Here is a 26,153-nt window from a genome sequence, read left to right as displayed (position 1 = left end):
GCTGCTCCCTCTCCTGCAAGCGGGAGAGGTGAACGAACCGCCTACGCCGCGCGCACGCCCTTCAGGAACGTGCCGACCTCGCCGGAGAGCTGTTCGGCCTGCTTGGAGAGGTTGCTGGCTGCTGCGAGCACCATGCCGGCGGCGTTGCCGGTCTCGTTCGCGGCGGTCGAGACGCCGCCGATATTGGTGGTGACCTCCTTCGTCGCCTCCGCCGTTTGCGAGACGCTGCGGGCGATCTCGGCAGTGGCGGCGCCTTGCTCCTCGATGGCCGCGCCGATCGAGGTGGCGATGCGGCTGACCTCCTCGATGGTGGCGGTGATGCCACCGATCGCATCGACGGCCTCCTTGGTCGCACCCTGGATCTGGGCGATCTTGTCGCCGATCTCGCGGGTGGCTTCCGCGGTCTGGCTCGCCAGCGACTTCACCTCGGAGGCGACGACGGCAAAGCCGCGGCCGGCTTCGCCGGCGCGTGCGGCCTCGATGGTGGCGTTGAGGGCGAGCAGGTTGGTCTGTGCCGCGATGCTGGAGATCAGCTCGGCGACGTGCTCGATCTGCTGGGCGCCATCCGAGAGCGCTCGCACGATGGTGTCGGTGCGGCGGGCGCTGTCCACCGCGCGTCCCGTGACCTCGGCGGACTGCGCGACCTGGCGGCTGATCTCGGTGATGGAGGAGGAGAGCTCCTCGGCGGCAGCGGCGACGGTCTGGACGCGCTGGCTGGCTTCGGTGGCGGCGGGGCCGACCACGGCGGCGCGGCGGTTGGTGCCCTCGGCGGTGGACGACATCGACTTGGCGGTGGTCTCGAGCTCGCCGGAGCCGGAGGCCATCAGGCCGACGAGCTGGCCGACGGAGGCATCGAAGCGGTCGGCGAGCGCGATCAGGGCCTCGCGCTTCTCCTGCTCGCTGCGCGACTTGGCGGCGACCTGCTCGGCCTCCAGGTTGCGGGCCGTCAGCGCGGTCTGGCGCAGGATTTCGAGGGTCTCGGCCATGCGGCCGATCTCGTCGCCGCGGTCGGTCTCCTCGACCGGCTTGTCGATGGCGCCTTCGGAAATCTCCTGCATGCGGGTCTTCTGGCGATCGAGCGCACTGAGCACGTCGCGGGCGATCAGCCAGGACAGCGCCGCCATCAACAGCATCAGGCCGATGCCGATCGCGCCAAGCTCCAGCGTCAGCGCGCGCACGTCGGCGTCGATGTCGTCGACATAGAGGCCGTAGCTGATGGTCACGTTCCAGGGTGCGAATTTACGCGCGTACATGGTCTTGCGGACCGGCTCGGTCTGACCGGGACGGGGATAGAGATAGGAGGCCACGCCGCCCTGCGCGGTCTCGCCGCCGGCCTTGATGATGGCGTCGGCGATCAGGACGCCGTTGGAATCCTTGGCGCCGGTGATCTTGCCCTCGAGTTGTTGATTGGCGCCGTTAACGAGGAGAGACGTGTCTGCGTTGTACACGACCGGATAACCCTGGCCGCCATTGAAGCTCATGCGGCGGCCACGCTGGTTGAACAGGGCCTTGGCCTCGGCCGGCGTCAGCTTGCCGGCGGTCACTTCGTCCTGAAGCGATTGGGCGTAGTTGTAGAGGAGCTCCACCGCGGTCCGCATCTGCTGGACGCGGTCCTCCATCATGCGGCTCTTGCTGAGCACGGCCGATACACCGATGATGGCCGTGACTGTGAGAGCCGCGAGACAGACCATGCTAGCAAGCTTGGTGCGGATCTTCAGATGGCTCAGCAGTTTCATCACAGCCCCTACGGAATGGTTGTTATTGCTCGCATCGGTAGCATGAAGTTCTTACCAAACGTGAACATAGGGGCGCTGAAGCGCGCCGCGCGAAAGCCGCGCTGCAGCCTTATGCGCAAGCTTGCAACCAAACCGACAGACGTCGGTGCAGGCCAGTGCGGAAGCCGGAGAGGATTGATCTTTCGCTTTGGTGGTCAGCCAGCCTGGCAGGAGCGCTAATGAACCGATTCGTTCACCGCATCATCATGTCCGTGCTGCTCGTGGCGGCCCTCGTTCTCATCTGGAACGTGCTGGGGGCGCGCTGACACGGCACCGGCAGATCCGCCGGTGCCGTGTTACTTTCAGGTTAACCGGCGAAGCGCGTCAGCGCCGCGCATAGGCGCCGCCGCCCGCGTCGCTCTCCTTGCCCATCGCGGCATCGACGCTCACCGAGCCGCCGCCGGCCGCCGAGAGATAAAGGCAGGCGAAGCAGAACAGGATCGCGGCGGTGCCGCCGTTGAGCAGCGGCAGGAACACCGGGGTTTCGCCCTTCAACATGTGGCCCATGAAATAGGCGAAGGCCATTTCACCCGAGAGGATGAAAGCGCTGAGCCGGGTGAACAGGCCAAGCATCAGCAGCGCGCCAAGTATGAGCTCGAGCGTGCCGGCCGCGTAGATCAGCGGCGGGATGTTCGCGAAGTAGGGGAGCACCGGGAACTTGAACAGCTTGGCGACGCCATACTGGAACAGCAAGAGGCCGGTGATGAAGCGAAACAGGCTCAGGAGAACCGGTTGAAAGCGAGTGAGATAGGGAAAGTTCATTGGTTTGCCCTCCATCCAATGCTGCGACTTGGACCGTATTCGGTTCTGCCTCGCAAGACACCCCGGATCAATTCCGCGCTGACATTTTCGTCATGTCCACAAAACACCGCAGGGCCGGCTTTCAGCCTCGCGCGCCGAGCATTTTTTGCACGCGTTCATGCCGTCTTCATCCGTAGTTCCCCGGTGACGCGAATGCGCTCAGGTTACCTCTGAGAGACCTATCGGCGCAAAGCGGGCACGATCAGGAACGGGATCATCCCGAGCACCACGCTCGCAAGCGCGAAGGCGAGCAGCGCGTTGTAGCCGTGCGTCGCGTCATGGATCAGGCCGCCGCTCCAGGAGCCAAACGCCGAGCCGAGGCCACTGCCGATCGAGATCGTGCCGTAAATGGTGCCTACGCGCTTGCCCTGGAAGATCCGCATCGCGGTCGCACTGATCAGCGGGCCGCGCGAGCCCATCATGCTGCCGAAGCAGACGACGAAGCCGGTGAGCAGGAGGATGTTCGGCGAATACTGCAGCAACCAGAGCAGGACGATGCCGAGGATCGAGATCGCGTAGCTCAGCAGCACGGACGGCCGGCGTCCGATCAACCCGTCAAGCGCGGAGACGCCTAACATCCCGAACACGAGCACAACGCCGGAGAAGCCCCAGGCGGTCGCGGCCTGAAGCGGCGGAAAGCCGGCATCGATCAGATAGGCCACGATCTGGGCGGCGATCGCATACATACCGACGGCGGTGAAGAAGAAGGTCGAGAACAGCGCCCAGAAGGCGTGGTGGCGCATCGCGCCGAGGAGCGTCCAGCCGTTGTCGACGAAGTCGGGATCGGTCTTCTTCACGACATGCGGCGAGCCCGCGGCAAACAGCCGCCACGGAAGCAGCAGGAGCGGCACCAGCAGGCCCAATGCAGCGAAGCCGAACAGCTGGTAGGTATCACGCCAGCCGAGATGGTCGATCAGCAATTGCGAGGCCGGCAGCAGTGCCAGCACGCCGCCGCCCATCGCCGAATACACCACCGACATCGCGGTCGGCAGGCGCGGCCCGAACCAGCGGCCGAGCAGGATCGAGTTCGGCACGATGCCGATGAAGGCGATGCCGATGCCGACGCAAAGGCCGATCGAGAGCTGGAACTGCCACAGATGCTGGGCGTGCGCCGCGATCAGAAAGGCCGCGCCGAGCAGCAGCAGGCCGAGCGCATAGACGATGCGCGGTCCGGAATGATCGAACAGGCGTCCGACGAAGGGGGCGGTGAGGCCGCTCGCGAGCCAAGTGAGCGAATAGACCGAGACGATCTGGGCGCGATCCCAGCCAAAGCTTTCCGAGATCGGCTTCAGGAACACCGTAAAGCTGTCGCCGAGCCCGCGGCCGAGCACGGCCAGCGTGAAGCAGAGTGCGAGCACGGTGAGCGCGAGGCGTACGGCGCCTCGCGGTGTCGCCGCGACGCCAACCTGGTGCGTATCCTTGCTCGCTTCCGCTGTCGTTTCCTTGGGCGTGTTCTGGTCCATTGCCGTCAGGGAGCGCGCATCCGTGCGCCCTGACAAGCAGTGAAAAGCTCATACGCCTATGCAGGCTTGATGAGCACGTGCTTCTTCTTGCCGAAGGACAGCTTGATCACGCCTTCCGGCGTCAGATTGCCCGCCGATAGGGCCATCTTCTCGTCGGTGACGGGCGCGTCGTTGACGCGCAGGCCGCCACCTTTGATCTGGCGCCTCGCTTCGCCGTTGGAGGCAACCAAGCCTGCCTTGACGAACGCGTTGAGCACGCCGAGGCCGGTGTCGAGCTCGCCGCGCGGAATTTCCACCGTCGGCAGGCTTTCGGCGAGCGCACCTTCCTCGAAGGTGCGGCGCGCGGTTTCCGCGGCTTCGTTCGCCGCATCCCGGCCATGCAGCAGCGCGGTTGCCTCGGTCGCGAGCACCTTCTTGGCCTCGTTGATCTCCGAGCCGCCGAGCGCTTCGAGCTTCTTGATCTCGGCGATCGGCAGCGTCGTGAACAGTTTCAGGAATTTGCCGACGTCGGCGTCCTCGGTGTTGCGCCAGTACTGCCAGAAATCGTACGGGCTGAACTGGTCGGCGTTGAGCCAGACCGCGCCTTGCGCGGTCTTGCCCATCTTGGCGCCCGAGGCGGTCGTCAGCAGCGGCGTCGTCAGCGCGAACAGCTGGTGCGTGCCCATGCGGCGGCCGAGATCGACGCCCATGATGATGTTGCCCCACTGATCCGAGCCGCCCATCTGCAGGCGGCAGCCGGTGCGCTTGGCGAGCTCGACGAAGTCGTAGGCCTGGCAGACCATGTAGTTGAACTCGATGAAGCTCATCTCCTGCTCGCGCTCGAGACGCAGGCGCACGGAGTCCATGGTCAGCATGCGGTTGACCGAGAAGTGCCGGCCGACGTCGCGCAGCATCTCGATCCAGTTCAGCTTGGTCAGCCATTCCGCATTGTCGAGCATGACGGCGTCGCTCTTGCCCTCGCCATAGCGCAGCACTTTTGCGAACACGCCGCGGATCGATTCCTTGTTGGCCTCGATCTCGGCAATGGTGCGCATCGCGCGCGTCTCGTCCTTGCCGGAGGGATCGCCCACCATGGTGGTGCCGCCGCCCATCAGCGTGATCGGCTTGTTGCCGGACTGCTGCAGCCAGTGCAGCATCATCATGGTCAGGTAATTGCCGATGTGCAGCGAACGGGCGGTGCAATCGTAGCCGACATAGGTCGTCGCTTCGCCCTTGGCGGCGAGCGCGTCCAGCCCCTCGAAATCGGAGCACTGGTGGATGAATCCACGTTCCTGCAGGATATTGAGGAAATCCGATTTAAATGCAGTCATCTGTCGGCGTGCCTGACAATTCTTGGTTTACTGTTTTGGGAGCAATTTAAGGGTCTTCCGCGGGAACCCGATGGCCGCCCGCCACTTGGCGCGTTGGCATTATAAGATGTGTCCCTCTGGCACAAGATCGGCATGCCAGGCCGGGTCTCTTGAGGACGCTGATCCATGATGTTGACGGCACTCGGTTTGATGAGCGGCACCTCGCTGGACGGGGTGGATGTCGCGCTGATCGAAACCGATGGAAAGCAGGTGAAGGCATTCGGGCCGTCCGGTTACCGGCCGTACAGCCCGGCCGAGCGCAATCTGCTGCGCCAGGCGCTGAGCGAGGCCGTGCATCTGCAGCAACGCGACGCCCGCCCAGGCATTCTGGCCGAGGCCGAGCGTGCGGTGACGCGGGCCCATGCCGAGGCGGTCGCTGCCTTCCTCGCCCAGAACCGGATGAGGGCGGAGGACATCGACATTGTCGGCTTCCACGGCCAGACCGTGCTGCACCGGCCTGAAAAACGGCTGACGGTGCAGATTGGTGACGCGCCGGCGCTGGTCAGGGCGATCCATATCCCCGTGATGCATGATTTCCGCGCCGCCGACGTCGAGGCCGGCGGGCAGGGCGCGCCGTTCGTGCCGGTCTATCATCGGGCACTGGCCCATTCGCTCCAGCGCGAGGGGCCGATCGTCGTGGTCAATATCGGCGGCGTCTCCAACATCACCTATATCGACGGCAACGACACGCTGATCGCCTGCGACACCGGCCCCGGCAACGCGCTGCTGGACGATTTCATGTACCGCGCCATGAATCAGGCGTTCGATGCCGAAGGCAAATTCGCAGCGCTCGGCAAGGTGGATGAGGCCTGGATCGCGCGGGCGCTGGACTTGCCGTTCTTCGCAAGCCCGCCGCCGAAATCGCTCGACCGCAACGATTTTGCCGCCCTGAAGCTCGGCGACGTGCCGCCGGCCGACGGCGCGGCGACGCTGACCGCCTTCACTGCCGCCGCGATCGCGCGCGTCATTCCGCTCTTGCCGCGCCGGCCGCGCAGTTGGATCGTCTGCGGTGGCGGCGCCCGCAACCTCACCATGCTGCGGATGCTGCGGGAGCGGGTGGGCTCGGCCACCGTCGAGGCCGCCGAGACGCTCGGCTGGGCTTCCGACGCCATCGAGGCGCAGGCCTTCGGCTTCCTCGCCGCGCGCGGCCTGAAGGGCCTGCCGCTGTCCTATCCGGCTACCACGGGCGTGCCGATGCCGATGACCGGCGGGGTGATTGCGCGGCCGTGAGGTCACAGGCTGTTGATGCAGTTGCATCTATCTTGACGAGTGAATGCAAGTGCATTTATATTGAATGCAGTTGCATCTAACCGTCGGAATTCCTCGCCATGACCGCGTCACTGAAACTGATCAGCCACAAGCTTTGCCCCTACGTGCAGCGTGCCGTGATCGCGCTGAAGGAGAAGGGGGTGCCGTTCGAGCGGATCGACATCGATCTCGCCAACAAGCCGGACTGGTTTCTCAAGCTCTCGCCGCTCGGCAAGGTGCCGGTGCTGGTGGTGACGACGGACAAGGGCGAGGTCGCGCTGTTCGAGAGCAACGTGATCTGCGAGTACATCGAGGAGACGCAAGGCGGCGCCAAGCTGCATCCGGCGGATGCATTGAAGCGTGCCGAGCACCGCGCGTGGATGGAGTTCGGCTCGGCGATCCTCGGCGATCTCTGGGGACTGGAGACCACGACCGATCCGGCGACGTTCGAAAGCAAGCGCCAGGCGCTCGTTGCGAAATTTGCGCGCGTCGAAGCCGCGCTCGGCGCAGGCCCGTTCTTCGCCGGCGATGCGTTCAGCCTGGTCGACGCCGTGTTCGCGCCGATCTTCCGCTATTTCGACCTGTTCGACGAGCTGACCGAGCACGGCATCTTCAACGATGTGCCGAAGGTTCGCGCCTGGCGCGCCGAGCTTGCGAAACGTCCGAGCGTGCGCACCGCGGTCGGCGCCGACTATCCGCAATTGCTGCGCGCCTTCCTCGTTCGCCACGATGCGCATCTGCTCAAGCTGGCGGCCTGAGCATATGCCGATGTCGCAATCCTTGGCCTGGCTGATGCTGGTGATCGCAGGCGCGCTCGATGTCGGCTGGGCGATCGCAATGAAATATGCGGAAGGCTACACGCGTGCAGGCTGGAGCATCGCATCACTCGTGCTGCTCGCCGCCTTCGTCTTCCTGCTCGGGCGCGCCTTGAAGGTGCTCGAGGTCGGCGTTGCCTATTCGGTGTGGACCGGCATCGGCGCGGCCGGCACCTTCGCCATGGGCGTCGTGCTGTTCGGCGAGACCTTGAGCGCGATGAAGCTTGCGGGCATCGCGCTCGTCTTGATGGGGATCGTCGCGCTGAAGCTGGCTTAGAGCATGATCCGGAAAAGTGTGAAGTGGTTTTCCGATAAGATCATGCTCAAAACATAACGCTCAGCGGACGTTGGCGAGGCGCATGTCGAGATAGGCCGTGATGGTCTCCATCAGCGGCTCGAGCTTGGAATCGAAGAAGTGATTGGCGCCGGGGATGATCTGCTGGTCGATCACGATGCCCTTCTGCGTCTTCAGCTTCTCGACCAGGGTGTTGACGTCCTTCGGCGGCACCACCGCGTCCTTCTCGCCATGCACGATCAGGCCCGACGAGGGGCAGGGCGCGAGGAACGAGAAGTCGTAGAGGTTGGCCGGCGGCGCGATCGAGATGAAGCCCTCGACCTCGGGGCGGCGCATCAAAAGCTGCATGCCGATCCAGGCGCCGAAGGAGAAGCCGGCAACCCAGCAGGCGCGCGCTTCGGGATTGATGGTCTGCGCCCAGTCGAGCGCGGCCGCCGCGTCTGACAATTCGCCGGTGCCGTGGTCGAACGAGCCCTGGCTGCGGCCGACGCCGCGGAAATTGAAGCGCAGCACCGAGAAGCCGCGATGCGCGAAGGCATAGTAGCACTGGTACACGATCTGATGGTTCATCGTGCCGTGGAACTGCGGATGCGGATGCAGAATCATCGCGATCGGCGCGTTCTTCTGCTTGGCCGGGTGATAGCGGCCTTCGAGACGGCCGGCTGGGCCGGTGAAAATGACTTCGGGCATCGGTGAATCTCTTGATTGATTTCCTTGAGAGACGATCTCGGCAATCAACCGATTGTGGCTTCATCGGCAGGTGCCGACGGAAGCGCGAATGACGGGTGAGAAGGCGCGCCTTGCGGTGATGCGCTGAAAGCGCGCGGTGACGGTGCGCGTTCTAACATAGGCTGAGGGTCAAAAAGCAAGCATCTTGAACATCACCCAACGGGTTCAAGGCGTTAGCGCGTCATGAGCGCGTCACGACGGCCGCTCATTCGGAATCGGGTTGCCAATTGCGTGGCCGCGGCCCATCTCGGGACGGCGCGAAAGTGCTCTGTGATGTGAGGTAATATTCTACTCAATGCGAACCCGGGTCTATCTCGATTGGAACGCGACCACGCCGCTCCGCCCGGAAGCGCGGGCTGCGATCCTGGCTGCATATGACCTGATCGGCAATCCGTCCTCGGTCCATGCCGAGGGACGCGAGGCGCGACGGCTGGTCGAGGAGGCGCGTACCGTGCTGGCGGCGGCGGTCGGTGCGCAGCCGCGCAACGTCGTCTTCACCTCCGCTGGAACTGAGGCCAATGCGCTGGCGCTCTCGCCGGGTTTGCGGGGGCCGTCTGGCGGTCCTGCCGAGCGGCTGCTGGTCTCGGCGGTCGAGCACGCTTCGGTGCTCGCTGGCGGCCGGTTCCCGGCCGACAAGATCGGCCTGATCCGGGTCGCGAGCTCCGGCGTGGTCGACCTCGATCATTTGAAGATGCAACTCAAGGACGGCCCGCCAGCCCTGGTCTCGGTCATGGCCGCCAACAACGAGACGGGCGCGCTGCAGCCCATCACTGAGGCCGCAAGCGTGGTCCACGAGGCCGGCGGCCTCCTGCACGTCGATGCGATCCAGGCACTGGGCAAAATCCCGTTCGATATCAATTCGATAGGCGCCGACCTTGCCACCTTTTCTGCACACAAGATCGGCGGCCCCAAGGGGGTCGGCGCATTGGTGATGACCGAAGGGATAGGCGGCCTGGAGCCGGCGCTGCGGGGCGGCGGGCAGGAGCTCAACCGTCGCGCAGGAACCGAGAACGTTGCGGGGATCGCCGGCTTCGGCGCGGCGGTGAAGGCCGCGCTTCAGGCTTTGCCGGAGGATGCGAAGCGAATGGCAAGCCTCAGAGATCGTTTGGAAAATGGTCTTCGCGGCATTGCCGGGGCGACGATCTTTGCAGGGGACGTCGCGCGGTTGCCAAATACCGTGCTTTTCACCGCGCCAGGCCTGAAGGCCGAAACTGCCGTGATTGGATTCGACCTGGAGGGCATCGCGGTCTCCTCCGGCTCTGCCTGCTCTTCGGGCAAAGTCCAGCCGTCCCACGTGCTTTCTGCCATGGGCTGTGATTCCGCGGTGGCCCAGGGAGCGGTGCGTCTCAGTCTGGGCTGGTCCACGAAACCTGAGGACATCAATAGGGCGTTAGAGGCTTGGCGAAAGCTTGGTAATACCCTACTTAAGGGCTAAGCGACGAAACACGGCTTGAACGGTTCTAAGCCCGTGCTTTCCTCGGAGAAATATCGTAATACTCGTCCGAGTTTGATCCACCGCGGTCCTTGAAACCGCGAGCGGAGGATGGAATGCCAGCCGTACAAGAGACGGTCGAGCGCGTGAAGCGCATCGACGTCGACCAGTATCGTTATGGGTTTGAGACCCTGATCGACTCCGAGAAGGCCCCCAAGGGGCTGTCGGAAGAGATCGTAAAGTTCATCTCGCAGAAAAAGAATGACCCCGCCTGGATGCTCCAGTGGCGGCTGGAGGCCTATCGGCGCTGGCTGACCATGACCGAGCCGACCTGGGCGCGCGTCGAGTATCCCAAGATCGACTTCCAGGACATTTATTACTACGCGGCGCCGAAGCCGAAGAAGGCGGTCTCTTCGCTCGACGAGATCGATCCGGAGATCCTGAAGACCTACGAGAAGCTCGGCATCCCCTTGCGGGAAGTCGCCATGCTCGAAGGCATCGAGCCGAAGGTGGGCGAAGAGGATCCGGCGCGCCGCAAGATCGCGGTCGATGCGGTGTTCGATTCGGTTTCGGTGGCGACCACGTTCAAGGCGGAGCTGAAGAAGGCCGGCGTGATCTTCATGCCGATCTCCGAGGCGATCCGCGAGCACCCTGAGCTCGTGCAGAAATATCTCGGCTCGGTGGTTCCGACCTCGGACAATTTCTACGCGACGCTGAACTCGGCGGTGTTCTCCGACGGCTCGTTCGTCTACGTGCCGCCGGGCGTGCGCTGCCCGATGGAGCTGTCGACCTATTTCCGCATCAACGAGCGCAACACCGGCCAGTTCGAGCGCACGCTGATCATCGCCGACAAGGGCTCCTACGTCTCCTATCTCGAAGGCTGCACCGCGCCGCAGCGCGACGAGAACCAGCTGCACGCCGCCGTGGTCGAGCTCGTCGCGCTCGATGACGCCGAGATCAAATATTCGACGGTGCAGAACTGGTATCCCGGCAATTCGGAAGGCAAGGGCGGCATCTACAATTTCGTCACCAAGCGTGGTGACTGCCGCGGCGCCCACTCCAAGATTTCCTGGACCCAGGTCGAGACCGGATCTGCGATCACCTGGAAATATCCGAGCTGCATCCTGCGCGGCGACAACTCCCGCGGCGAATTCTACTCGATCGCGATCTCGAACGGCTTCCAGCAGGTCGATTCGGGCACCAAGATGATCCATCTCGGCAAGAACACGTCGAGCCGCATCATCTCGAAGGGCATCGCCGCCGGCAAGTCGCAGAACACCTATCGCGGCCTCGTCACCGCGCACCGCAAGGCGACTGGCGCGCGCAACTTCACCGCCTGCGACTCGCTGCTGATCGGCGACAAATGTGGCGCGCACACCGTGCCGTACATCGAGGCCAAGAACTCCTCGGCGACGTTCGAGCACGAGGCGACGACCTCAAAAATCTCCGAGGACGTGCTGTTCTACTGCATCCAGCGCGGGCTCAGCCAGGAAGAGGCCGTCGGCCTCGTCGTCAACGGCTTCGTCAAGGACGTGCTGCAGCAGCTGCCGATGGAATTCGCGGTGGAAGCGCAGAAGCTGATCTCGATCTCGCTTGAAGGGTCGGTCGGTTAACACCGGCCCTCGCGGTGCGCTTCGGCGCTCCAACATCAATTGAATAGACTGGGTACCAAGATGGCTTTGCTTGAAGTGAAAGACCTCAAGGTTCGTGTCGAGGAGCGTGAGATCCTCCACGGGCTGTCGCTGACCGTGAACGAGGGCGAGGTGCACGCCATCATGGGGCCGAACGGCTCCGGCAAGTCGACGCTCTCGCACGTCATCGCCGGCAAGCCCGGCTATGAGGTCACCGACGGTCAGATCCTGTTCAAGGGCGAGGACCTGCTGGAGATGGACCCCGAGGAGCGCGCCGCCAAGGGCGTATTCCTGGCGTTCCAGTATCCGGTCGAGATCCCCGGCGTTGCCACCATGACCTTCCTGCGCACTGCGCTGAATGCGCAGCGCAAGGCCCGCGGCGAGAGCGAATATTCGACCCCGGACTTCCTGAAGAAGGTCCGCGAGGTCTCGAAGTCGCTGAACATCCCGCAGGACATGCTCAAGCGCGGCGTCAATGTCGGCTTCTCCGGCGGCGAGAAGAAGCGCAACGAGGTGCTGCAGATGGCGCTGTTCGAGCCTGCCCTGTGCATCCTCGATGAGATGGACTCGGGGCTCGACATCGACGCACTGCGCATTGCCGCCGATGGCGTCAACGCGCTGCGCACGCCAAAGCGCGCGATGGTGGTGATCACCCACTATCAGCGTCTGCTGAACTACATCATACCCGACTTCGTGCACGTGATGTCGCGTGGCCGCGTCGTGAAGAGCGGCGACAAGCAACTGGCGCTGGAGCTGGAGGAGTCCGGCTACGCCCAGTTCGAGGAAGCGGCGTAAAGGATTTCAGGATGAACGTTGCTGTGGCAAAGACCGGAAGCGGCCGCGCGGTGAGCGACCTCTTCGCCAGCGCCGAAGGCCGGCTGCCGGGTTCACCGGCAGTCGTAGCGGTGCGCCGCCAGGCGTTCGACACCTATGAGCGTCTCGGCCTGCCGCACCGCCGGATCGAAGAGTGGAAATATACCGATCTGCGCGCGCTGGTCGGCGAGGTGCTGCCGCTCGCGGGCAGTCCCGATACGGCCGCACTGTCGCGTGCGATGGAGGCCGTGAAGGCGCACGCGTTTGCAGGTGCCTGCAAACTGGTGCTGGTCGACGGCGTGTTCGCAGCCGATCTGTCCGATGCGAAGGCGCTCCCTTCTGGCGTGAGTGTGACGACATTGCGCGAGGTGCTGGAAAAGAGCGCCGATCTCCTGACGACCGCATCCACCGATGCCGTGATCTCGCTGAACGCGGCGATGGCAACCGACGGCGTCGTGCTGTCGATCTCCGATGGTGCCCAGCCGTCCGCACCGGTCCAGATCATTCACGTTGCGACCGCGCCCTCCGCATCGGCCTTCACCCGTTCGCAGGTGCGGATCGGGAAGGGCGCGCGCGCGACCATCATCGAGAGCTTTGTCGCTGCCGGCGCCGGCGCCTATCAGGTCAGCGACGCCGTGCTCCTCTCGATCGGCGATGACGCCGATGTCGCTTACATCCGCCTGATGGACGATGCGCCTGACGCGGTGAACATCACCTCGCAGTTCGTCACCGTCGGCGCCAACGTAAAGCTCAACTACTTCAACATGACCAGCGGTGGCGCCGTCAGCCGCCTGCAGGGCTTCATTACGTTCACAGGCGAGGGCAGCGAGCTCTCGCTCAACGGGGTGAACCTGTTGAAGAAGACCGAGCATGGCGATTTGACGCTGCTGGTCGACCATGCCGTGCCGAACTGCATGAGCCGCGAGACCTTCCGCGCCGTGATCGACGACCGCGGCCATTCGGTGTTCCAGGGCCGCATCATCGTCCGTCCCGACGCGCAGAAGACCGACGGCAAGATGATGACCCGCGCGCTGCTGCTCTCGGACGAGGCGGAAGCCGACAACAAGCCCGAGCTCGAGATTTTTGCCGACGACGTCTCCTGTGGCCATGGTGCCACCGCCGGCGCGCTCGACGACAACCTGCTGTTCTATCTGAAAGCGCGCGGGTTGCCGGAGAAGCAAGCCCAGGCGCTGTTGATCCAGGCCTTCGTCGGCGAGGCGATCGAGCAGATCGCCGACGACGACTTGCGCGAGCACGTGATCGGCATCGCCGAGCGCTGGCTGGAGCGACGGTCATGAGCACGCATCCGGCGGTCAAGAACGGTGCCTACGACGTCGCGCGCGTGCGCCAGGATTTCCCGGCGCTCGCCATGCAGGTCTACGGCAAGAAGCTGGTCTATCTCGACAACGCCGCCTCGGCGCAGAAGCCGAGCGCCGTGCTCGACCGCATGACGCAGGCCTATACGTCCGAATACGCCAACGTGCATCGCGGCCTGCATTACCTCGCCAATGCGGCGACGGAGGCCTACGAGGGCGCGCGGGCAAAGGTCGCGCAGTTCGTCAATGCCCGACGGACCGAGGAAATCATCTTCACCCGCAACGTCACCGAGGCGATCAACCTGGTGGCGTCGTCCTGGGGCGAGCCGAACATCAAGCAGGGCGACGAGATCGTCCTCTCGATCATGGAGCACCATTCCAACATCGTGCCATGGCATTTCCTCAGGGAACGCCATGGCGCGGTGATCAAATGGGCGCCGGTCGACGACGAAGGCAACTTCCTGATCGACGAGTTCGAGAAGCTGCTGACGCCGAAGACCAAGCTTGTCGCCATCACCCAGATGTCGAACGCGCTCGGGACGTTCGTTCCGATCAAGGAGGTGGTGCGGCTGGCCCATGATCGCGGCATCCCGGTGCTGGTCGACGGTGCGCAGGGCGCGGTGCATCTGCCCATCGACGTGCAGGATCTCGACTGCGATTTCTACGCGTTCACCGGCCACAAGATTTACGGTCCGACCGGCATCGGCGCGCTCTATGCCAAGCATGAGCACCTTGTCGCGATGCGGCCCTTCAACGGCGGCGGCGAGATGATCCGCGAGGTCGCGAAGGACTGGGTCACCTATGGCGATCCGCCGCACAAGTTCGAGGCCGGCACACCGCCCATCGTCGAAGCGATCGGCCTCGGTGCCGCCATCGACTACGTGAATTCGATCGGCAAGGAGCGCATCGCTGCGCACGAGCACGATCTCACCACCTATGCCCAGGAGCGCTTGCGCGAGATCAACTCGCTGCGGCTGATCGGCACGGCCCGGGGCAAGGGCCCGGTGATCTCCTTCGAGCTCAAGGGCGCCCACGCCCATGACGTCGCCACCGTGATCGACCGCCAGGGCATCGCGGTGCGCGCCGGCACGCATTGCGTGATGCCGCTTTTAGAGCGGTTCAACGTCACGGCCACCTGCCGGGCCTCGTTCGGCATGTATAATACGCGGGAAGAAGTCGATCATCTGGCACAGGCGCTGCTGAAGGCGCGGGATTTGTTCGCATGAGTGACACGGCCGAAATCAAAGCCAATCCGATGGAGACTCATTCGGCGCTGCCGCCGGAGGAGACCGAGCGGCTGACCACCGAGATCATCGCCGGGCTCAAGACCGTGTTCGACCCGGAGATCCCCGCCGACATCTACGAGCTCGGCCTGATCTACAAGGTCGAGATCAAGGACGATCGTTCGGTCGACGTGCTGATGACGCTGACGACGCCGAACTGCCCGGCCGCCGGCGAGCTGCCGACCATGGTCGAAAACGCGGTCGCCAGCGTCCCCGGCGTCGGCGTGGTCGACGTCAAGGTGGTCTGGGAACCACCGTGGTCGCCGGAACGCATGAGCGACGAGGCGCGCCTCGTGCTCAACATGTGGTGACGGTCTCAGCCCGCATTGAATTCGCTCCGCAACGGACCACATAAATAACATGACCCAGGCGACACCAGCATCCTCCACTCCGAAGCCGCGGCGGCCGCGCCCGCAGGTGATGCGGCTGACGGACGCTGCTGCCAAGCGCATCACCGAGCTGACCCAGCGTGCAGATTCGGAGATCGTGGGCCTGCGCGTCGGGGTGAAGAACGGCGGCTGCGCCGGCCAGTCCTACACGGTCGAATATGCCCACGAGATCCGCCCGACCGACGAGGTCGTCGAGGACAAGGGCGTCAAGATCCTGGTCGATCCCAAGGCCGTGCTGTTCCTGCTCGGCACCGAGATGGACTACAAGGCCGACAAGATGCAGGCCCAGTTCGTCTTCAACAATCCCAACCAGGTCTCCGCCTGCGGCTGCGGCGAATCGGTCGAGCTGCGGCCGGCCAAGATCGACGGGTAGTATCTCTCCAAGCACCGCTCTCGTGTCCCGGACGCGCTGCAGCGCATTTGCGCTGCTGCGCCGAGCCGGGACCCACGCTACAATCGGTGCAAGATGGGTTGGCCCCGGCTCTGTAGCGCACCGCACCGGACGATGCTTGGCATCGCCGGGGACGCTGCGCTGCGTCCGGGGCACGAGAGAGCGTGCGCATGGACCGCGAATTCCTGATCGACCTGTTCGCCGATTTCGGCCCGGTCACCATCCGCAAGATGTTCTCCGGCTACGGCATCTCCGCCGACGGCGTCAATTTCGCGCTGTCGCTCCGTGCCGGCCTGTTCTTCCGCGCCGACGAGACGACCATCCCGGACTTCGAGGCCGAAGGCTCCAAGCCGTTCCAGTACGCGACCCGCGCCAAGACCGTGGTGGTCAACTCCTACTGGGAGCTGCCCGCGCGCCTGTTCGATGATTCCGCAGAGCTTGCCCAATGGGCGAGGGCGGCACTCGCCGCGGCGCAGCGCGCCAAGGTGAAGAAGCGGCCGAAAGCGAAGAAGGCCGCGCCGAAGAAGCACGCTGCCAAGAAGCGTCCGGCCAAGAAAGCAGCCAAGAAGGCGGTGCGGTAGCAAAGCGGAGCGTGCCCACCACTCAGGATATCGGTGTTGGAGAGATGGTGGGCACGGCGCTGCGCGCCTTTGCCCACCCGGGGCCTGAGGATCAATCCACGGCCTTGGTCAGGCCGACCCTCATGTCCTTGGCTGTGAAGACGCAGGCGCCGTCGGCGAGCACGCGGCCGTCGGCAATCCCGAGCACCAGCTTGCCGCGGCGGACCATGCGCATGGCGACCTCGTAGCGCACGCGTCTTGTTTCGGGGGTAATGGTGCCCGTGCACTCCACTTCGCCGACGCCGATGGCGCGGCCCTTGCCTGGAGAGCCGGACCAGCCGAGCCAGTAGCCGATCATCTGCCACATCGCATCGAGGCCGAGGCTTCCCGGCATCATCGCGTCGCCGCGGTAGTGGCAATCGAAGAACCAGTGGCCTGGCACAATGTCGAGTTCGCCGACGACATGGCCCTTGCCAAACTCGCCGCCGTCGAGGCTGATCTCCGTGATGCGGTCCATCATCAGCATCGGCGGTGCCGGCAATTGCGCATTGCCCGGGCCGAAATAGCCGCCTTCGCTCGATCTCAGCAGCTCGTCCCTGGTGTAGGACGGCTGCGGCGTATGGAAATCATGAGGATTGGGCAAGGTGATAAGTCCTCGATGCTCGCGGTCAGGAGCCGCGGCGGCGAGGAAGATGTCGGTCGGCAAGTTGGAATGTCAAGCGCGGCGGCGGCCGTCTCACGCTACCCGGCTGTGCGTCTCGACCGCGTATTCCGGATCGGCTTCGCAGATCACGCGGTTGCGGCCGTTGCGCTTGGCGGCGTAGAGGCAGGCATCCGCGCGCTCGATCAGCGCGTCGGTGTCGTCGCCCTCCTTGAGCATGGAGACGCCGACGGAGATGGTGACGCGGCCGAGGATCTCGCCGGTCGATTTTTTCTTCAATTCCTTCGCCATCACGGCGCGGCGGATGTGATCGGCCACCGTGAGCGCCTGGCGCAGCGCGGTGTTGGGCAGCACGACCGCGAATTCCTCGCCGCCATAGCGTGCGGTGATGTCCTGGCCTTTGATGGTCTGCTTCAGCGAAAGCCCGACGAGCCGCAGCACCTGGTCGCCGGTGAGATGGCCGTAGGAATCGTTGAATGACTTGAAGTGATCGATGTCGAACAGCAGCAGCGACAGCGGCTCGCCGGAGGCGAGCGCGGTCTGCACGGCCATGCCGATCATGCGGTCGAAATATTTGCGGTTGCCGAGGCCGGTGAGCGGATCGGTCAGGCTTTCGGCGCGGATCGCTTCCAGGCTCTGCTGGAGATTGCTGATCTCGTTCTTCGACAGCGTCAGCCGGTCTTCCAGCGCCTTGTTGGTCTCGCGCATCTCGCTGGTCGAGCGCAGCAGCGCCTCGACGACAGCCTTGATCTGGTCGCGGCTCTTTGCCGACGACAGCTTCTCGGTCGCGCCCGACAGGCTGGCATCGTAGGCGCCGGTCATGCCGAGCGCCTCGCCCAAGACCTTCATCACGTCGTCGATCTCACCGATGACGCGCGCGCCGACCTTGTCGATGCGGTCGGTGGTCTTGATGTGGGAGAGATAGGTCTCGTAGATCTGCTCGAGATCGGCTTCGGTCAGCTTGCCGCTGCGCGCCAGCGTCTCGTTGATGATCTTGTTGAGCGGCGCATTGTAGCCGGTGGCGTAGACGTACCAGATCTCGTAGTTGCGGGGAATTGCCGTCTGTCGAAGCGATCGGATCTGACCGAGCGCCACCTCGGCGAACGCCATCGTGCGTTCGTGTTCGTCGAGCACTTTGATCACGGAACATACCCCACAGCGGTCGGCGCGCCATCGACCGCAGCAATGCTTAAATTATGTTCGTAGGCTAACGGACGATCGTGAACGCCCCGTAAATATACGTTCACGAATGCATCGAAAAAATTGTGCGGCGGGTTTGCTCAACCGAAACCTGGAGCGCGCGTCGCGCTTCAGGCGCCCGCGGGGGAGCGAACCGGCCGCAGCAGAAACGCCGGCAGATGCGAGTGATCGCCCGGCTCGGTGTCGATCTCGCGCTGGCGGCGCGGCTCGGGGCGGCCGATCGAGGGCACATGCGGAGTGTTGGCTTGCTGGCGCGCATCGTGCCGCGGCTCCGCACGACGCTTGTCGTCGGACCGATGCCTGGCCTCGGCGGGCTGCTTTGCCTCGCGCGGCTCGTGGCTGCGCTCACGGTCGCGGCTGCGCTGCGGCTTGCCGCGTCCGCCGCGCGAACGTTCACGACCGCGCTGCTCGCGCGGACGCTCGCCCGCATCGGAAGGCTCGGCCGGGACATCGTAATCGCCTTCGGCGCGCGGAATGCTCTGGCCGATCAGCTTTTCGATCGCCGCCATCGACTTCTGGTCGAGTGGTGTCACGATCGAGATCGCGGTGCCGGTTCGCCCGGCGCGGCCGGTGCGGCCGATGCGGTGGACGTAGTCGTCGGCGTGATGGGGAACGTCGAAATTGAAGACGTGGCTGACCTCGGGAATGTCGAGGCCGCGGGCGGCGACGTCGGAGGCGACGAGCAGCGGCAGCTCACCCTTGCGGAACTGGTCGAGCGCGGCCATGCGGGCCGGCTGGTCCATGTCGCCATGCAGCGCGCCGACGCTGAAGCCGTGCTTCTGAAGCGATTTGTGAACGATCGCGACCTCGCGCTTGCGATTGCAGAAGATGATCGCGTTCTTGAGGTCCTTGGCCTCGCGCAGCAGGCGGCGAAGCAGCTCGCGCTTCTCGTGCGCCTCGCGTCCGGCGGGCACCTGGGCTTGCGTGACGGTGACGGCGGTGGTGGCGGGCCTGGAGACCTCGACCTTCTGCGGATTGTGCAGGAAGGCTTCGGTGATGCGCCGGATTTCCGGCGGCATGGTCGCGGTGAAGAACAGGGTCTGCCGCGTGAACGGGACGAGCTTGCAGATGCGCTCGATGTCGGGAATGAAGCCCATGTCCAGCATGCGGTCGGCTTCGTCGATGACGAGCAGCTCGACGCCGGTGAGCAGGAGGCCGCCGCGCTCGGTATGGTCGAGCAGGCGGCCGGGGGTGGCGATCAGCACGTCGACGCCGCGCATCAGCTTGGCATCCTGGTCGCCGAAGGAGACGCCGCCAATCAGGAGGGCGACGTTGAGCTTCTGGCCGGCGCCGTAGCGGTCGAAGTTTTCCTTCACCTGGGCCGCGAGCTCGCGGGTCGGCTCGAGGATCAGCGTGCGCGGCATGCGCGCCCGGGCTCTGCCCTTTTCGAGGATGGTGAGCATCGGCAGCACGAAGGCCGCGGTCTTGCCGGTGCCGGTCTGGGCGATGCCGAGAACGTCCTTGCGTGCGAGGACGTGGGGGATCGCTTGTTCCTGAATGGGGGTGGGGTTGGTGTAACCGGTGGCCGCCACTGCGGCGAGGACTTTTTCGGACAGTCCGAGATGAGAAAAGGACATTGAGCCTCTGGTCGAAACCGCCGTTCGGAATCGAGGGTAATAAGGCTGTCGCGCTCTACCCCGAAACGGCGCGCTCTCAAGGAAGCTGGGGGTGCTGACTCACGCGGACAAAGCGCAAGGCCCAGGAATCGCTCTTCGACCTGAGCCGCGTCGCCCCGGAACATAGGGGGGAATTGGCCAAAGTCAATGGAGCGGGCGCGGGAAGGCCCTAAAAAACCTGAGGTTTTTGCTCAAATTACGGGCGCGGCTTGAGTTTTCCGCTCCTCCGGCGCTCCGGCCGTAGCCGTCCGGTTGGCGGCTAATGCTCCTCCGAAGCCTTTGCCCGGAAGTCGCCGGGAGCCATGCCATAGGCGGCGTTGAAGACCCGGTAATAAGTCGCCAGGCTCTCGAAGCCGCAGGCGGCCGCGATGTCGGCGATCAGCCGTTCCGGCGCCTCGCGCATCAGGCGGCGGCTCTGTTTCAGGCGCTCGTCCGTCACGGTCTGCGAGAAGCTCTTCTCGGCCGTCTCGAACAGCATGTGCAGGTGACGCACGGAGACGCCGAGCAGGTCGGCCACCGTAGCAGGCGCGAGATTGGGGTCCTGAAGGTGGCGTGCGATCAGGCGCCGGGCCTGTGAGAGGCGGGCGGTCCGCAGCGCGGCCTGTCCGCGCCGGCTGCCGGGCCGCACGATGCCGCGCTCGATCAGCGCCAGATGGGCCAAAGCTTGCACCAAGGAGGTCTGGGCCACAGAGGCCGCATCGACGTCGGCATCATCCGCGGCGGCCTCGCCGAGATCAGCAAAGCAGGCAGCGAGCAGCGGCGCCAAGGCCGGATCGTTGAAGGTCCGGGGCGACAGCTCGCGCATGCGCTTGTCCTGCGCCGGGATGCTGCTCATCGGGATCTTCAGGATCCGCAGGTGGAAGCCCCCGGCGCCCAGCGGCGCGGTGCGGTAGGGCAGGTCGGTATGGCTGGTGGCGAAGCTGCCGCTCGCGATCGAAAAGTCGCTTATGCGCATGCCGCCGAACCAGCCGCCGCTGCCGAGCTGCTGGTAGACGCAGATCGCGTCACCCGGGGCGTTGGCGATGTCCGACGTGCTGCGCTCGACCGCGTAGGGCGAAGCCTTCAGCTCGACGAGGCCGGCGCCGCCAAGCTGACGCAGCGAGAATTCGCCGAAGAAGTCCGCGCGCCGCTCGCGCTCGAGCTCGGCGGTGACGCCGAACAACCCCTTGGCACGCACCTCGCGCCAATAGTCGAAGCGATCGTTCGGCTCGACCTCGTCGGTACACCAGCGATACACGGCAGCCCCCGCTTGCAGCGCAATTGCCCTAGAAAGAGCAGATTCCGCGGGAATCTGCCATAGCCAGATCATGGAACCGGAGCCCAGGTCCTTGAACCGGCGTTGCGTCTCGGCCGACTATCACACAGCGGCAGGGGTCTAATGAACTGCCGTTCGAAGGAAGCGGCTGGCGCCGTTCGGCAACGGGAAATATCGCGATGACGCGTCGGCTTTTCGGAATTCTGGCGGCCCTTGGCCTCGCTGCGAGCCTGAGCGGCTTCGCAGCTCCCGCCTACGCCGAAAAGCGCGTTGCGCTCGTCGTCGGCAACAATGACTACAGGAACGTGCCGAAGCTGCTCAAGGCGGTCAACGACGCCCGCACCATGGGTGACACGCTGAAGCAGCTCGGCTTTTCGGTGATGGTCGCCGAGAACCAGAACCGGCAGCAATTCTCCGAGACGCTGCTTGCGTTCGACAAGGCGATCGAGCCGGGCGACACCGCGTTCTTCTTCTACGCCGGCCACGGCTTCGAGATCGCCGGCCAGAACTATCTGCTGCCGACCGACGTGCCGGCGGCAACGGAAGGACAGGAAGAGCTGGTGCGCGACGCCTCGATCCTGGCCGACCGCATCGTCGAGCGCCTGCAGAACAAGAAGGCGCGCACCTCGATCCTGGTGTTCGACGCCTGCCGCAACAACCCGTTCGAGCGCAAGGGGACCCGCGCGGTCGCCGGCGGTGGCGGGCTCGCCCCGATGACGCAACTGCCCGAAGGCGTGTTCTCGGTGTTCTCGGCAGGACCTCGCCAGACCGCGCTCGATCGTCTGTCCAACGACGACACCAATCCCAATTCGGTGTTCACGCGCACTTTCGCCAAGGAGCTGCTGCAGCCCGGCGAGAACCTCGTGCAGGTGGCGCAGCGCACCCGCCGTCTGGTCAGCGAGATGGCCGACACCGTCAAGCACAGGCAGGTGCCGGTTTATTTCGACCAGATGGTCGACGACGTCTTCCTCAGCGGCATGACGAAGGATGCCGCCGCGCGGCCGGCCGAGCCGCCGCAGAAGCTTGCGGCGCTGCCGCCGGTGTCGGTGCCACAGATGCCGAAGGAGGAGACGATCAACGCCCCGATCGCGAGCTTCTCGCGGCACAATGGCGGCTGGAGCGTTACGTTCTCCTTCGCCGACCCGACGCTCGGCATTTCCTGGCGCATGGCCGGCAAGGGTGATTTCCGAGAAACCGGCTTCATCGACACGCTCGATCCGCGCACCCGCAAGCGGATGCCGAACCCGTCGATCGAGCTGCCGCCGGATGCGCAGGCCGGCACCATCGAGGTCCGCTATGTCGATCAGTCCGGCGAGATGCAGGGACCGTTCCCGATCAGGTTCGATCCCGAGGCCGCGCTGATCCGCGACCAGCGCAAGATCCTCGACATGACGTCGACGAGCTGGCTGTCGTTCCGCGAGTTCAACGGCCTATTGGTCTACTACACGCACCTCGTATCCTACCGCTGCGCCATCCGCGAGGTGCGGATCGGCATCGACACGGCCGTGCCCAACCAGGTGCTGAAGATGCCGCCTTGCGACATGCGCGACCCCAGCGCGATCACCGCCGGCATGCCGCTCTACATGAAGCTCGCACCGAGCACGCAGTCCGTCTCGGTGGAGCTGACCTATCGCGACGGCAGCGTCTCGGAGATCAAGAGCTTTCGCAGCGCGAACCGCAGCAATAATTGATGTGGTCCGTCATCGGGACACGACCAGCAGGAATGCTGCCTTGTTGAGAGATCGACCGCAGCGTCCGGTGAGGTCCCGAGAATTTGGCTTATTGACACGCTACAACAACCTGAGGGAGCATCTGGCGTTTCATTCATGCTTTTGGAGAATGCCAATATGACTTCCATCCACATGGACTCGTCCGTTAGTCAAACCATCACCCGGGCCGTCATGAACGGCGGGGTTCTGAGCTGCGCCAAGACCAGCGACAAGGACGTCTACTCTCATTCAATCTGGGCGACCGAGAGCAACATTCGGCAGTTCACGATGCATGAGGGCGACAGTATCGTGATTCCGCCTGGCTCTACCCTCACAATCTGGATATTCCGAAAACAGGCCGGCAACTCGACATGGACGATGGATTTCGAGCTCAAGGAAAAAGCCGCCTGAGCTGCAAGGCGGGTCATTGCCTGCTCTCAGTCGACTGAGAGCAGGCACCGGGAGGATTCATTGAGACGGCGTGCGATGCGCGCCTAGCGAGAGGCGCCGGATCGATCTTTGAGCGAAGCGTTGCGGAGACCAGATCTCTATTCGCCGGAGACGGAACAACTCCTCAGTTTACGGGATTGTCTGCCAAACCAGGGAGACGCTCCATGATCCGTAAATCCATGCTCGTGACTGCTGCGTGCGTTGCGCTTTCGACGGCCGCCTTTGCTCAAGCTGGTGGTGGAGCTGGTGCCGGCGGTGGAGCAGGCGCAGGGGCCGCGGCAGGTACGGGTACCGGCGGCGCCAGCGCCGGATCTGCGGCCTCATCGGGTGCCGGAATGGGCACGTCATCCAGCAGCGCCAACTCCGGGCCGTCGGCTCCCTCGGGGATGGGGACGCATGGCGCCACCACGGGCGCCAACGTCAACACCAATATTGGCCAAACCAATCCGAACGTGCAGGCCCCGACCGCGAACGCCAAGACGCCGGCAGCAGCGCAAGCCGAGCGCAACATGGGCGTCGGTCACGCACCCAACGGGTTGCCGATCGGCAGCCCCGGTACCGGGACCAGCAATGAGGACCAGAAATAGTCTGGTCCCGCTTCAGGCAGGGCCCGCGTTCTGCGGGCCTTTTTGGCGGGCGCGCTCTTGGCTGCAAATTGAGACTGCCTTCGGCCTGAATCGCGCTAGTATCGTCCGGCATAGCTTGATCGATACTCACAGCGCGGATCGCGGCGGCAATGACCTCCGACCAACAACCGAGCCGGATCATGAAAGTCCGCTGCTGCGTCGTCGGCGGCGGCCCGGCGGGCATGATGCTCGGCTATCTCCTGGGACGGGCCGGCATCGATGTCGTGGTGCTGGAGAAGCACGCGGATTTCTTCCGCGACTTCCGCGGCGATACCGTGCATCCCTCGACGCTTCAGGTGATGGACGAGCTCGGCCTGATCGCCGGCTTCCTGAAGCTGCCGCATCAGCGCTTGCAGAAGATGGACGGCCTGTTCGGCGGCACGCCGGTGCGCATTGCCGATCTCAGCCGGCTCCATACGAAATACCCCTTCATCGCCTTCATGCCGCAATGGGATTTCCTGAATTTCCTGCGTGAGGCCGGCCGGCGCTTTGCCCAGCTCGAGGTGATGATGAGCACGGAGGCGGTGGATCTGATCCGCCGCGGCGAGACGGTCGCCGGCGTGCGGGCGAAGACGCCTGACGGCTTCATCGACATCGAGGCTGATCTCACCATTGCCTGCGACGGCCGCCATTCGACGGTGCGCGAGCGCGCCGGCCTTGCCGTCGAGGAGATCGGCGCGCCGATGGACGTGCTCTGGTTCCGCGCCGGCCGCAAGGCGGACGAGACCGAGAGCGTGTTCGCGCGGGTCGAGCCCGGCAAGATGATGATCACCTTCGACCGTGGCGATTATTGGCAATGCGCCTATGTCATCGCCAAGGGACAGCACGAGGCGGTGAAGGCGAGGGGACTATCGGCGCTGCTCGACGACGTCGTGCGCATGGCGCCGATCCTTCGATCCGGCATCACTGATGTGAAGAGCTTCGACGATATCAAGCTGCTCACCGTCGCGATCAACCGCCTGACGCGCTGGACGCAGCCGGGCCTGCTGTGCATCGGCGACGCCGCGCATGCGATGTCGCCGGTCGGCGGCGTCGGTGTCAATCTCGCCGTGCAGGATGCGGTCGCGACCGCCAATCTGCTGGCGGATAAGCTGCAAGCTGGCTGCCCGTCCGAAGATGAGCTCGATGCCATCAGGCGTCGGCGCGAGTTTCCGGTGAAGATGACGCAACGCATGCAGGTGGTCGTGCAGAACAACATCATCAGCGGCGCCTTGCAGTCGGGCGATCGACCGCTGAAGGTGCCGCTGATCGTGCGTCTCATCACCGCGCTGCCGTGGCTGCAGGGCATTCCGGCGCGCCTGATTGCGCTCGGCGTGCGGCCCGAGCACGTGCATTCGCGGGCCGCACCGGGATCGTAGCGTAGGACTTCGGTAGGGATAACGCCGCGTGAAATCGCGCGCGATGCGTTGCGCGCCGGCAACAGCGCCAACGGATTCACGGCGCAGTGCGTGCCCAACCGCCACGTTAACCGTGTTGATTTCAATTTTAGTAAGAGCCGTCTGTGACCGTGTGCCCATCAAAGGACACGGGGTATGCCATGCGTAATAAATTGATTGCCGCCTTCGCCTGCACGACGGCTCTGGTCTCGACCGGCGCTGCTTCCGCCGCCGATCTCGGTGCGCGCTACACGAAGGCACCTGCCTATGTCGAGCCGCTGTTCAACTGGACCGGCTTCTATGTCGGCGGCCACATCGGCGGCGCATGGACCAACGAGCAGTTCATCAACAACGGCAACAGCGGCGGCTTCGGCGATCTCTCTCCGGGAGAAGGTTTCCGTCAGCGCAATTCGGGCGTCATGGGCGGCGCGCAGATCGGCTACAACTGGCAGGCCAACAATTACGTGTTCGGCGTGGAAGGCACGATCTCCGGCCTTGATAACAAGGGCACGGTCGTCAACACCGTGTTTGGCGCCGGTGACGACGTGTTCTCTTGGCGTGCCAACGTTCTGGCAACGGTCGTCGGCCGCGCCGGCTTCGCCGTGCAGAACAATCTCTTCTACATCAAGGGCGGTTATGCCGGCGTGAACAACCGCCTCTCGGTCAGCGACACCGTCGGTGTGTCGGGCTCGGGCGAACAGACCCACTGGGCCAACGGCTGGACCGTCGGCGCCGGCTGGGAATACGGCGTCACCCGCAACTGGATCGTCGGCCTCGAGTACAACTATGCGGCCTTCGGCAGCCAGACCTATCAGCTCGGCGGCACCACGACCAACTACACCTTCGACGCCAAGCCGCGCGACATCCAGTGGGCTGTGGTGCGCGCGAGCTACAAGTTCGACGCCCCGACCATCGCCCGTTACTGAGCACGTCGACGCAACGCGACCAACGATCAAAAAAAGCACTGCCA

The 26,153-nt window shown here is 64.5% G+C and carries 25 protein-coding genes; 16 read left to right on the top strand and 9 right to left on the bottom strand.

Annotated elements, in window-relative coordinates; genetic code table 11:
• Nucleotides 1–41: 41 nt before the first annotated feature.
• The 4 genes from CVM73_RS24255 to tyrS form a co-directional block, all read right to left on the bottom strand.
• Nucleotides 42–1,736: a methyl-accepting chemotaxis protein gene (locus CVM73_RS24255; RefSeq protein ID WP_100234366.1), complete on the bottom strand. Its 1,695-nt coding sequence runs from the start codon at nt 1,734–1,736 to the stop codon at nt 42–44.
• A 363-nt stretch (nt 1,737–2,099) separates the two neighbouring features.
• Nucleotides 2,100–2,537 (bottom strand): DoxX family protein, encoded by a 438-nt coding sequence (locus CVM73_RS24250; RefSeq protein WP_100234365.1) that lies wholly within the window; start codon nt 2,535–2,537, stop codon nt 2,100–2,102.
• A 218-nt stretch (nt 2,538–2,755) separates the two neighbouring features.
• Nucleotides 2,756–4,039, bottom strand: a complete 1,284-nt coding sequence (locus tag CVM73_RS24245; RefSeq protein ID WP_100234364.1) for an MFS transporter — start codon at nt 4,037–4,039, stop codon at nt 2,756–2,758.
• A gap of 56 nt (nt 4,040–4,095) precedes the next feature.
• The gene (gene tyrS, locus CVM73_RS24240; protein ID WP_100234363.1) at nt 4,096–5,349 is read right to left on the bottom strand and encodes a tyrosine--tRNA ligase; all 1,254 of its coding nucleotides are present in this window, start codon (nt 5,347–5,349) and stop codon (nt 4,096–4,098) included.
• A 165-nt stretch (nt 5,350–5,514) separates the two neighbouring features.
• Between tyrS and CVM73_RS24235 the strand changes: the two genes are divergently transcribed.
• From CVM73_RS24235 to CVM73_RS24225, 3 genes are all read left to right on the top strand, one after another.
• Nucleotides 5,515–6,618, top strand: a complete 1,104-nt coding sequence (locus tag CVM73_RS24235) for an anhydro-N-acetylmuramic acid kinase (RefSeq protein ID WP_100234362.1) — start codon at nt 5,515–5,517, stop codon at nt 6,616–6,618.
• A 98-nt stretch (nt 6,619–6,716) separates the two neighbouring features.
• A complete protein-coding gene (locus CVM73_RS24230) occupies nt 6,717–7,394 on the top strand; it encodes a glutathione S-transferase family protein (RefSeq protein ID WP_100234361.1) in 678 nt (225 codons plus the stop codon).
• A 10-nt stretch (nt 7,395–7,404) separates the two neighbouring features.
• On the top strand, nt 7,405–7,728 hold the full coding sequence (locus CVM73_RS24225) for a DMT family transporter (RefSeq protein WP_100234395.1): 324 nt from the start codon (nt 7,405–7,407) through the stop codon (nt 7,726–7,728).
• A gap of 60 nt (nt 7,729–7,788) precedes the next feature.
• Here CVM73_RS24225 and CVM73_RS24220 read toward each other — a convergent pair whose 3' ends face one another.
• A complete protein-coding gene (locus tag CVM73_RS24220) occupies nt 7,789–8,436 on the bottom strand; it encodes an alpha/beta hydrolase (RefSeq protein WP_025036034.1) in 648 nt (215 codons plus the stop codon).
• Nucleotides 8,437–8,770: 334 nt separating this feature from the next.
• On the opposite strand from CVM73_RS24220, the gene CVM73_RS24215 reads away from it, so the two are divergent.
• The 8 genes from CVM73_RS24215 to CVM73_RS24180 all read left to right on the top strand — a co-directional run bounded on the left by CVM73_RS24215 (nt 8,771) and on the right by CVM73_RS24180 (nt 16,311).
• Entirely contained in the window at nt 8,771–9,910 is a 1,140-nt protein-coding gene (locus tag CVM73_RS24215; protein WP_100234360.1) for a cysteine desulfurase family protein, read from the top strand.
• 113 nt (nt 9,911–10,023) lie between these two features.
• Nucleotides 10,024–11,520, top strand: coding sequence for a Fe-S cluster assembly protein SufB (sufB, locus tag CVM73_RS24210; protein WP_100234359.1), 1,497 nt, complete (start codon nt 10,024–10,026; stop codon nt 11,518–11,520).
• Nucleotides 11,521–11,580: 60 nt separating this feature from the next.
• The gene (gene sufC / locus CVM73_RS24205) at nt 11,581–12,333 is read left to right on the top strand and encodes a Fe-S cluster assembly ATPase SufC (protein ID WP_100234358.1); all 753 of its coding nucleotides are present in this window, start codon (nt 11,581–11,583) and stop codon (nt 12,331–12,333) included.
• Between the two features lie 11 nt (nt 12,334–12,344).
• Nucleotides 12,345–13,649, top strand: a complete 1,305-nt coding sequence (gene sufD / locus CVM73_RS24200) for a Fe-S cluster assembly protein SufD (RefSeq protein WP_100234357.1) — start codon at nt 12,345–12,347, stop codon at nt 13,647–13,649.
• Nucleotides 13,646–14,893, top strand: a complete 1,248-nt coding sequence (locus CVM73_RS24195) for a cysteine desulfurase (RefSeq protein ID WP_100234356.1) — start codon at nt 13,646–13,648, stop codon at nt 14,891–14,893. Before sufD ends, CVM73_RS24195 begins: the two co-directional genes overlap by 4 nt.
• Complete coding sequence (locus CVM73_RS24190) at nt 14,890–15,261, top strand: SUF system Fe-S cluster assembly protein (protein ID WP_028177247.1); 372 nt, start codon at nt 14,890–14,892, stop codon at nt 15,259–15,261. Before CVM73_RS24195 ends, CVM73_RS24190 begins: the two co-directional genes overlap by 4 nt.
• A 49-nt stretch (nt 15,262–15,310) precedes the next feature.
• Nucleotides 15,311–15,712, top strand: a complete 402-nt coding sequence (locus CVM73_RS24185; RefSeq protein WP_027572271.1) for a HesB/IscA family protein — start codon at nt 15,311–15,313, stop codon at nt 15,710–15,712.
• 188 nt (nt 15,713–15,900) lie between these two features.
• Nucleotides 15,901–16,311, top strand: coding sequence for a TfoX/Sxy family protein (locus tag CVM73_RS24180; RefSeq protein ID WP_100234355.1), 411 nt, complete (start codon nt 15,901–15,903; stop codon nt 16,309–16,311).
• A gap of 91 nt (nt 16,312–16,402) precedes the next feature.
• Here the strand turns inward: CVM73_RS24180 and fabA are convergent, their stop codons facing one another.
• The 4 genes from fabA to CVM73_RS24160 all read right to left on the bottom strand — a co-directional run bounded on the left by fabA (nt 16,403) and on the right by CVM73_RS24160 (nt 21,004).
• Nucleotides 16,403–16,933, bottom strand: coding sequence for a bifunctional 3-hydroxydecanoyl-ACP dehydratase/trans-2-decenoyl-ACP isomerase (gene fabA / locus CVM73_RS24175; protein ID WP_100234394.1), 531 nt, complete (start codon nt 16,931–16,933; stop codon nt 16,403–16,405).
• 93 nt (nt 16,934–17,026) lie between these two features.
• On the bottom strand, nt 17,027–18,094 hold the full coding sequence (locus tag CVM73_RS24170) for a GGDEF domain-containing protein (protein WP_100234354.1): 1,068 nt from the start codon (nt 18,092–18,094) through the stop codon (nt 17,027–17,029).
• A 167-nt stretch (nt 18,095–18,261) separates the two neighbouring features.
• Nucleotides 18,262–19,728: a DEAD/DEAH box helicase gene (locus tag CVM73_RS24165; protein ID WP_100234353.1), complete on the bottom strand. Its 1,467-nt coding sequence runs from the start codon at nt 19,726–19,728 to the stop codon at nt 18,262–18,264.
• Between the two features lie 298 nt (nt 19,729–20,026).
• Nucleotides 20,027–21,004: a helix-turn-helix domain-containing protein gene (locus CVM73_RS24160; protein WP_100234352.1), complete on the bottom strand. Its 978-nt coding sequence runs from the start codon at nt 21,002–21,004 to the stop codon at nt 20,027–20,029.
• 197 nt (nt 21,005–21,201) lie between these two features.
• Between CVM73_RS24160 and CVM73_RS24155 the strand changes: the two genes are divergently transcribed.
• The 5 genes from CVM73_RS24155 (at nt 21,202) to CVM73_RS24135 (ending at nt 26,109) form a co-directional block, all read left to right on the top strand.
• Nucleotides 21,202–22,713 (top strand): caspase family protein, encoded by a 1,512-nt coding sequence (locus CVM73_RS24155; protein WP_100234351.1) that lies wholly within the window; start codon nt 21,202–21,204, stop codon nt 22,711–22,713.
• Between the two features lie 156 nt (nt 22,714–22,869).
• Nucleotides 22,870–23,142: a hypothetical protein gene (locus CVM73_RS24150; protein WP_146006654.1), complete on the top strand. Its 273-nt coding sequence runs from the start codon at nt 22,870–22,872 to the stop codon at nt 23,140–23,142.
• Between the two features lie 203 nt (nt 23,143–23,345).
• On the top strand, nt 23,346–23,768 hold the full coding sequence (locus CVM73_RS39795; protein ID WP_158237604.1) for a hypothetical protein: 423 nt from the start codon (nt 23,346–23,348) through the stop codon (nt 23,766–23,768).
• A 149-nt stretch (nt 23,769–23,917) separates the two neighbouring features.
• Nucleotides 23,918–25,165, top strand: a complete 1,248-nt coding sequence (locus tag CVM73_RS24140; RefSeq protein ID WP_208639238.1) for an FAD-dependent oxidoreductase — start codon at nt 23,918–23,920, stop codon at nt 25,163–25,165.
• Nucleotides 25,166–25,344: 179 nt separating this feature from the next.
• Nucleotides 25,345–26,109: an outer membrane protein gene (locus CVM73_RS24135; protein WP_100234349.1), complete on the top strand. Its 765-nt coding sequence runs from the start codon at nt 25,345–25,347 to the stop codon at nt 26,107–26,109.
• The last annotated feature ends 44 nt before the right edge of the window (nt 26,110–26,153 follow it).

Source organism: Bradyrhizobium forestalis (assembly GCF_002795245.1).
In the GTDB taxonomy this organism is placed as follows: Bacteria; Pseudomonadota; Alphaproteobacteria; order Rhizobiales; family Xanthobacteraceae; genus Bradyrhizobium; species Bradyrhizobium forestalis.
Note: the sequence above shows the minus strand (reverse complement) of the source record. Positions and strands in the feature narration are given on the sequence as shown.

Coding starts and splice junctions, on each gene's coding strand:
- CVM73_RS24255 (WP_100234366.1), bottom strand. CDS start 1,736: ATGAAACTGCTGAGCCATCTGAAGATCCGCACCAAGCTTGCTAGCATG.
- CVM73_RS24250 (WP_100234365.1), bottom strand. CDS start 2,537: ATGAACTTTCCCTATCTCACTCGCTTTCAACCGGTTCTCCTGAGCCTG.
- CVM73_RS24245 (WP_100234364.1), bottom strand. CDS start 4,039: ATGGACCAGAACACGCCCAAGGAAACGACAGCGGAAGCGAGCAAGGAT.
- tyrS (WP_100234363.1), bottom strand. CDS start 5,349: ATGACTGCATTTAAATCGGATTTCCTCAATATCCTGCAGGAACGTGGA.
- CVM73_RS24235 (WP_100234362.1), top strand. CDS start 5,515: ATGATGTTGACGGCACTCGGTTTGATGAGCGGCACCTCGCTGGACGGG.
- CVM73_RS24230 (WP_100234361.1), top strand. CDS start 6,717: ATGACCGCGTCACTGAAACTGATCAGCCACAAGCTTTGCCCCTACGTG.
- CVM73_RS24225 (WP_100234395.1), top strand. CDS start 7,405: ATGTCGCAATCCTTGGCCTGGCTGATGCTGGTGATCGCAGGCGCGCTC.
- CVM73_RS24220 (WP_025036034.1), bottom strand. CDS start 8,436: ATGCCCGAAGTCATTTTCACCGGCCCAGCCGGCCGTCTCGAAGGCCGC.
- CVM73_RS24215 (WP_100234360.1), top strand. CDS start 8,771: ATGCGAACCCGGGTCTATCTCGATTGGAACGCGACCACGCCGCTCCGC.
- sufB (WP_100234359.1), top strand. CDS start 10,024: ATGCCAGCCGTACAAGAGACGGTCGAGCGCGTGAAGCGCATCGACGTC.
- sufC (WP_100234358.1), top strand. CDS start 11,581: ATGGCTTTGCTTGAAGTGAAAGACCTCAAGGTTCGTGTCGAGGAGCGT.
- sufD (WP_100234357.1), top strand. CDS start 12,345: ATGAACGTTGCTGTGGCAAAGACCGGAAGCGGCCGCGCGGTGAGCGAC.
- CVM73_RS24195 (WP_100234356.1), top strand. CDS start 13,646: ATGAGCACGCATCCGGCGGTCAAGAACGGTGCCTACGACGTCGCGCGC.
- CVM73_RS24190 (WP_028177247.1), top strand. CDS start 14,890: ATGAGTGACACGGCCGAAATCAAAGCCAATCCGATGGAGACTCATTCG.
- CVM73_RS24185 (WP_027572271.1), top strand. CDS start 15,311: ATGACCCAGGCGACACCAGCATCCTCCACTCCGAAGCCGCGGCGGCCG.
- CVM73_RS24180 (WP_100234355.1), top strand. CDS start 15,901: ATGGACCGCGAATTCCTGATCGACCTGTTCGCCGATTTCGGCCCGGTC.
- CVM73_RS24165 (WP_100234353.1), bottom strand. CDS start 19,728: ATGTCCTTTTCTCATCTCGGACTGTCCGAAAAAGTCCTCGCCGCAGTG.
- CVM73_RS24155 (WP_100234351.1), top strand. CDS start 21,202: ATGACGCGTCGGCTTTTCGGAATTCTGGCGGCCCTTGGCCTCGCTGCG.
- CVM73_RS24150 (WP_146006654.1), top strand. CDS start 22,870: ATGACTTCCATCCACATGGACTCGTCCGTTAGTCAAACCATCACCCGG.
- CVM73_RS39795 (WP_158237604.1), top strand. CDS start 23,346: ATGATCCGTAAATCCATGCTCGTGACTGCTGCGTGCGTTGCGCTTTCG.
- CVM73_RS24140 (WP_208639238.1), top strand. CDS start 23,918: ATGACCTCCGACCAACAACCGAGCCGGATCATGAAAGTCCGCTGCTGC.
- CVM73_RS24135 (WP_100234349.1), top strand. CDS start 25,345: ATGCGTAATAAATTGATTGCCGCCTTCGCCTGCACGACGGCTCTGGTC.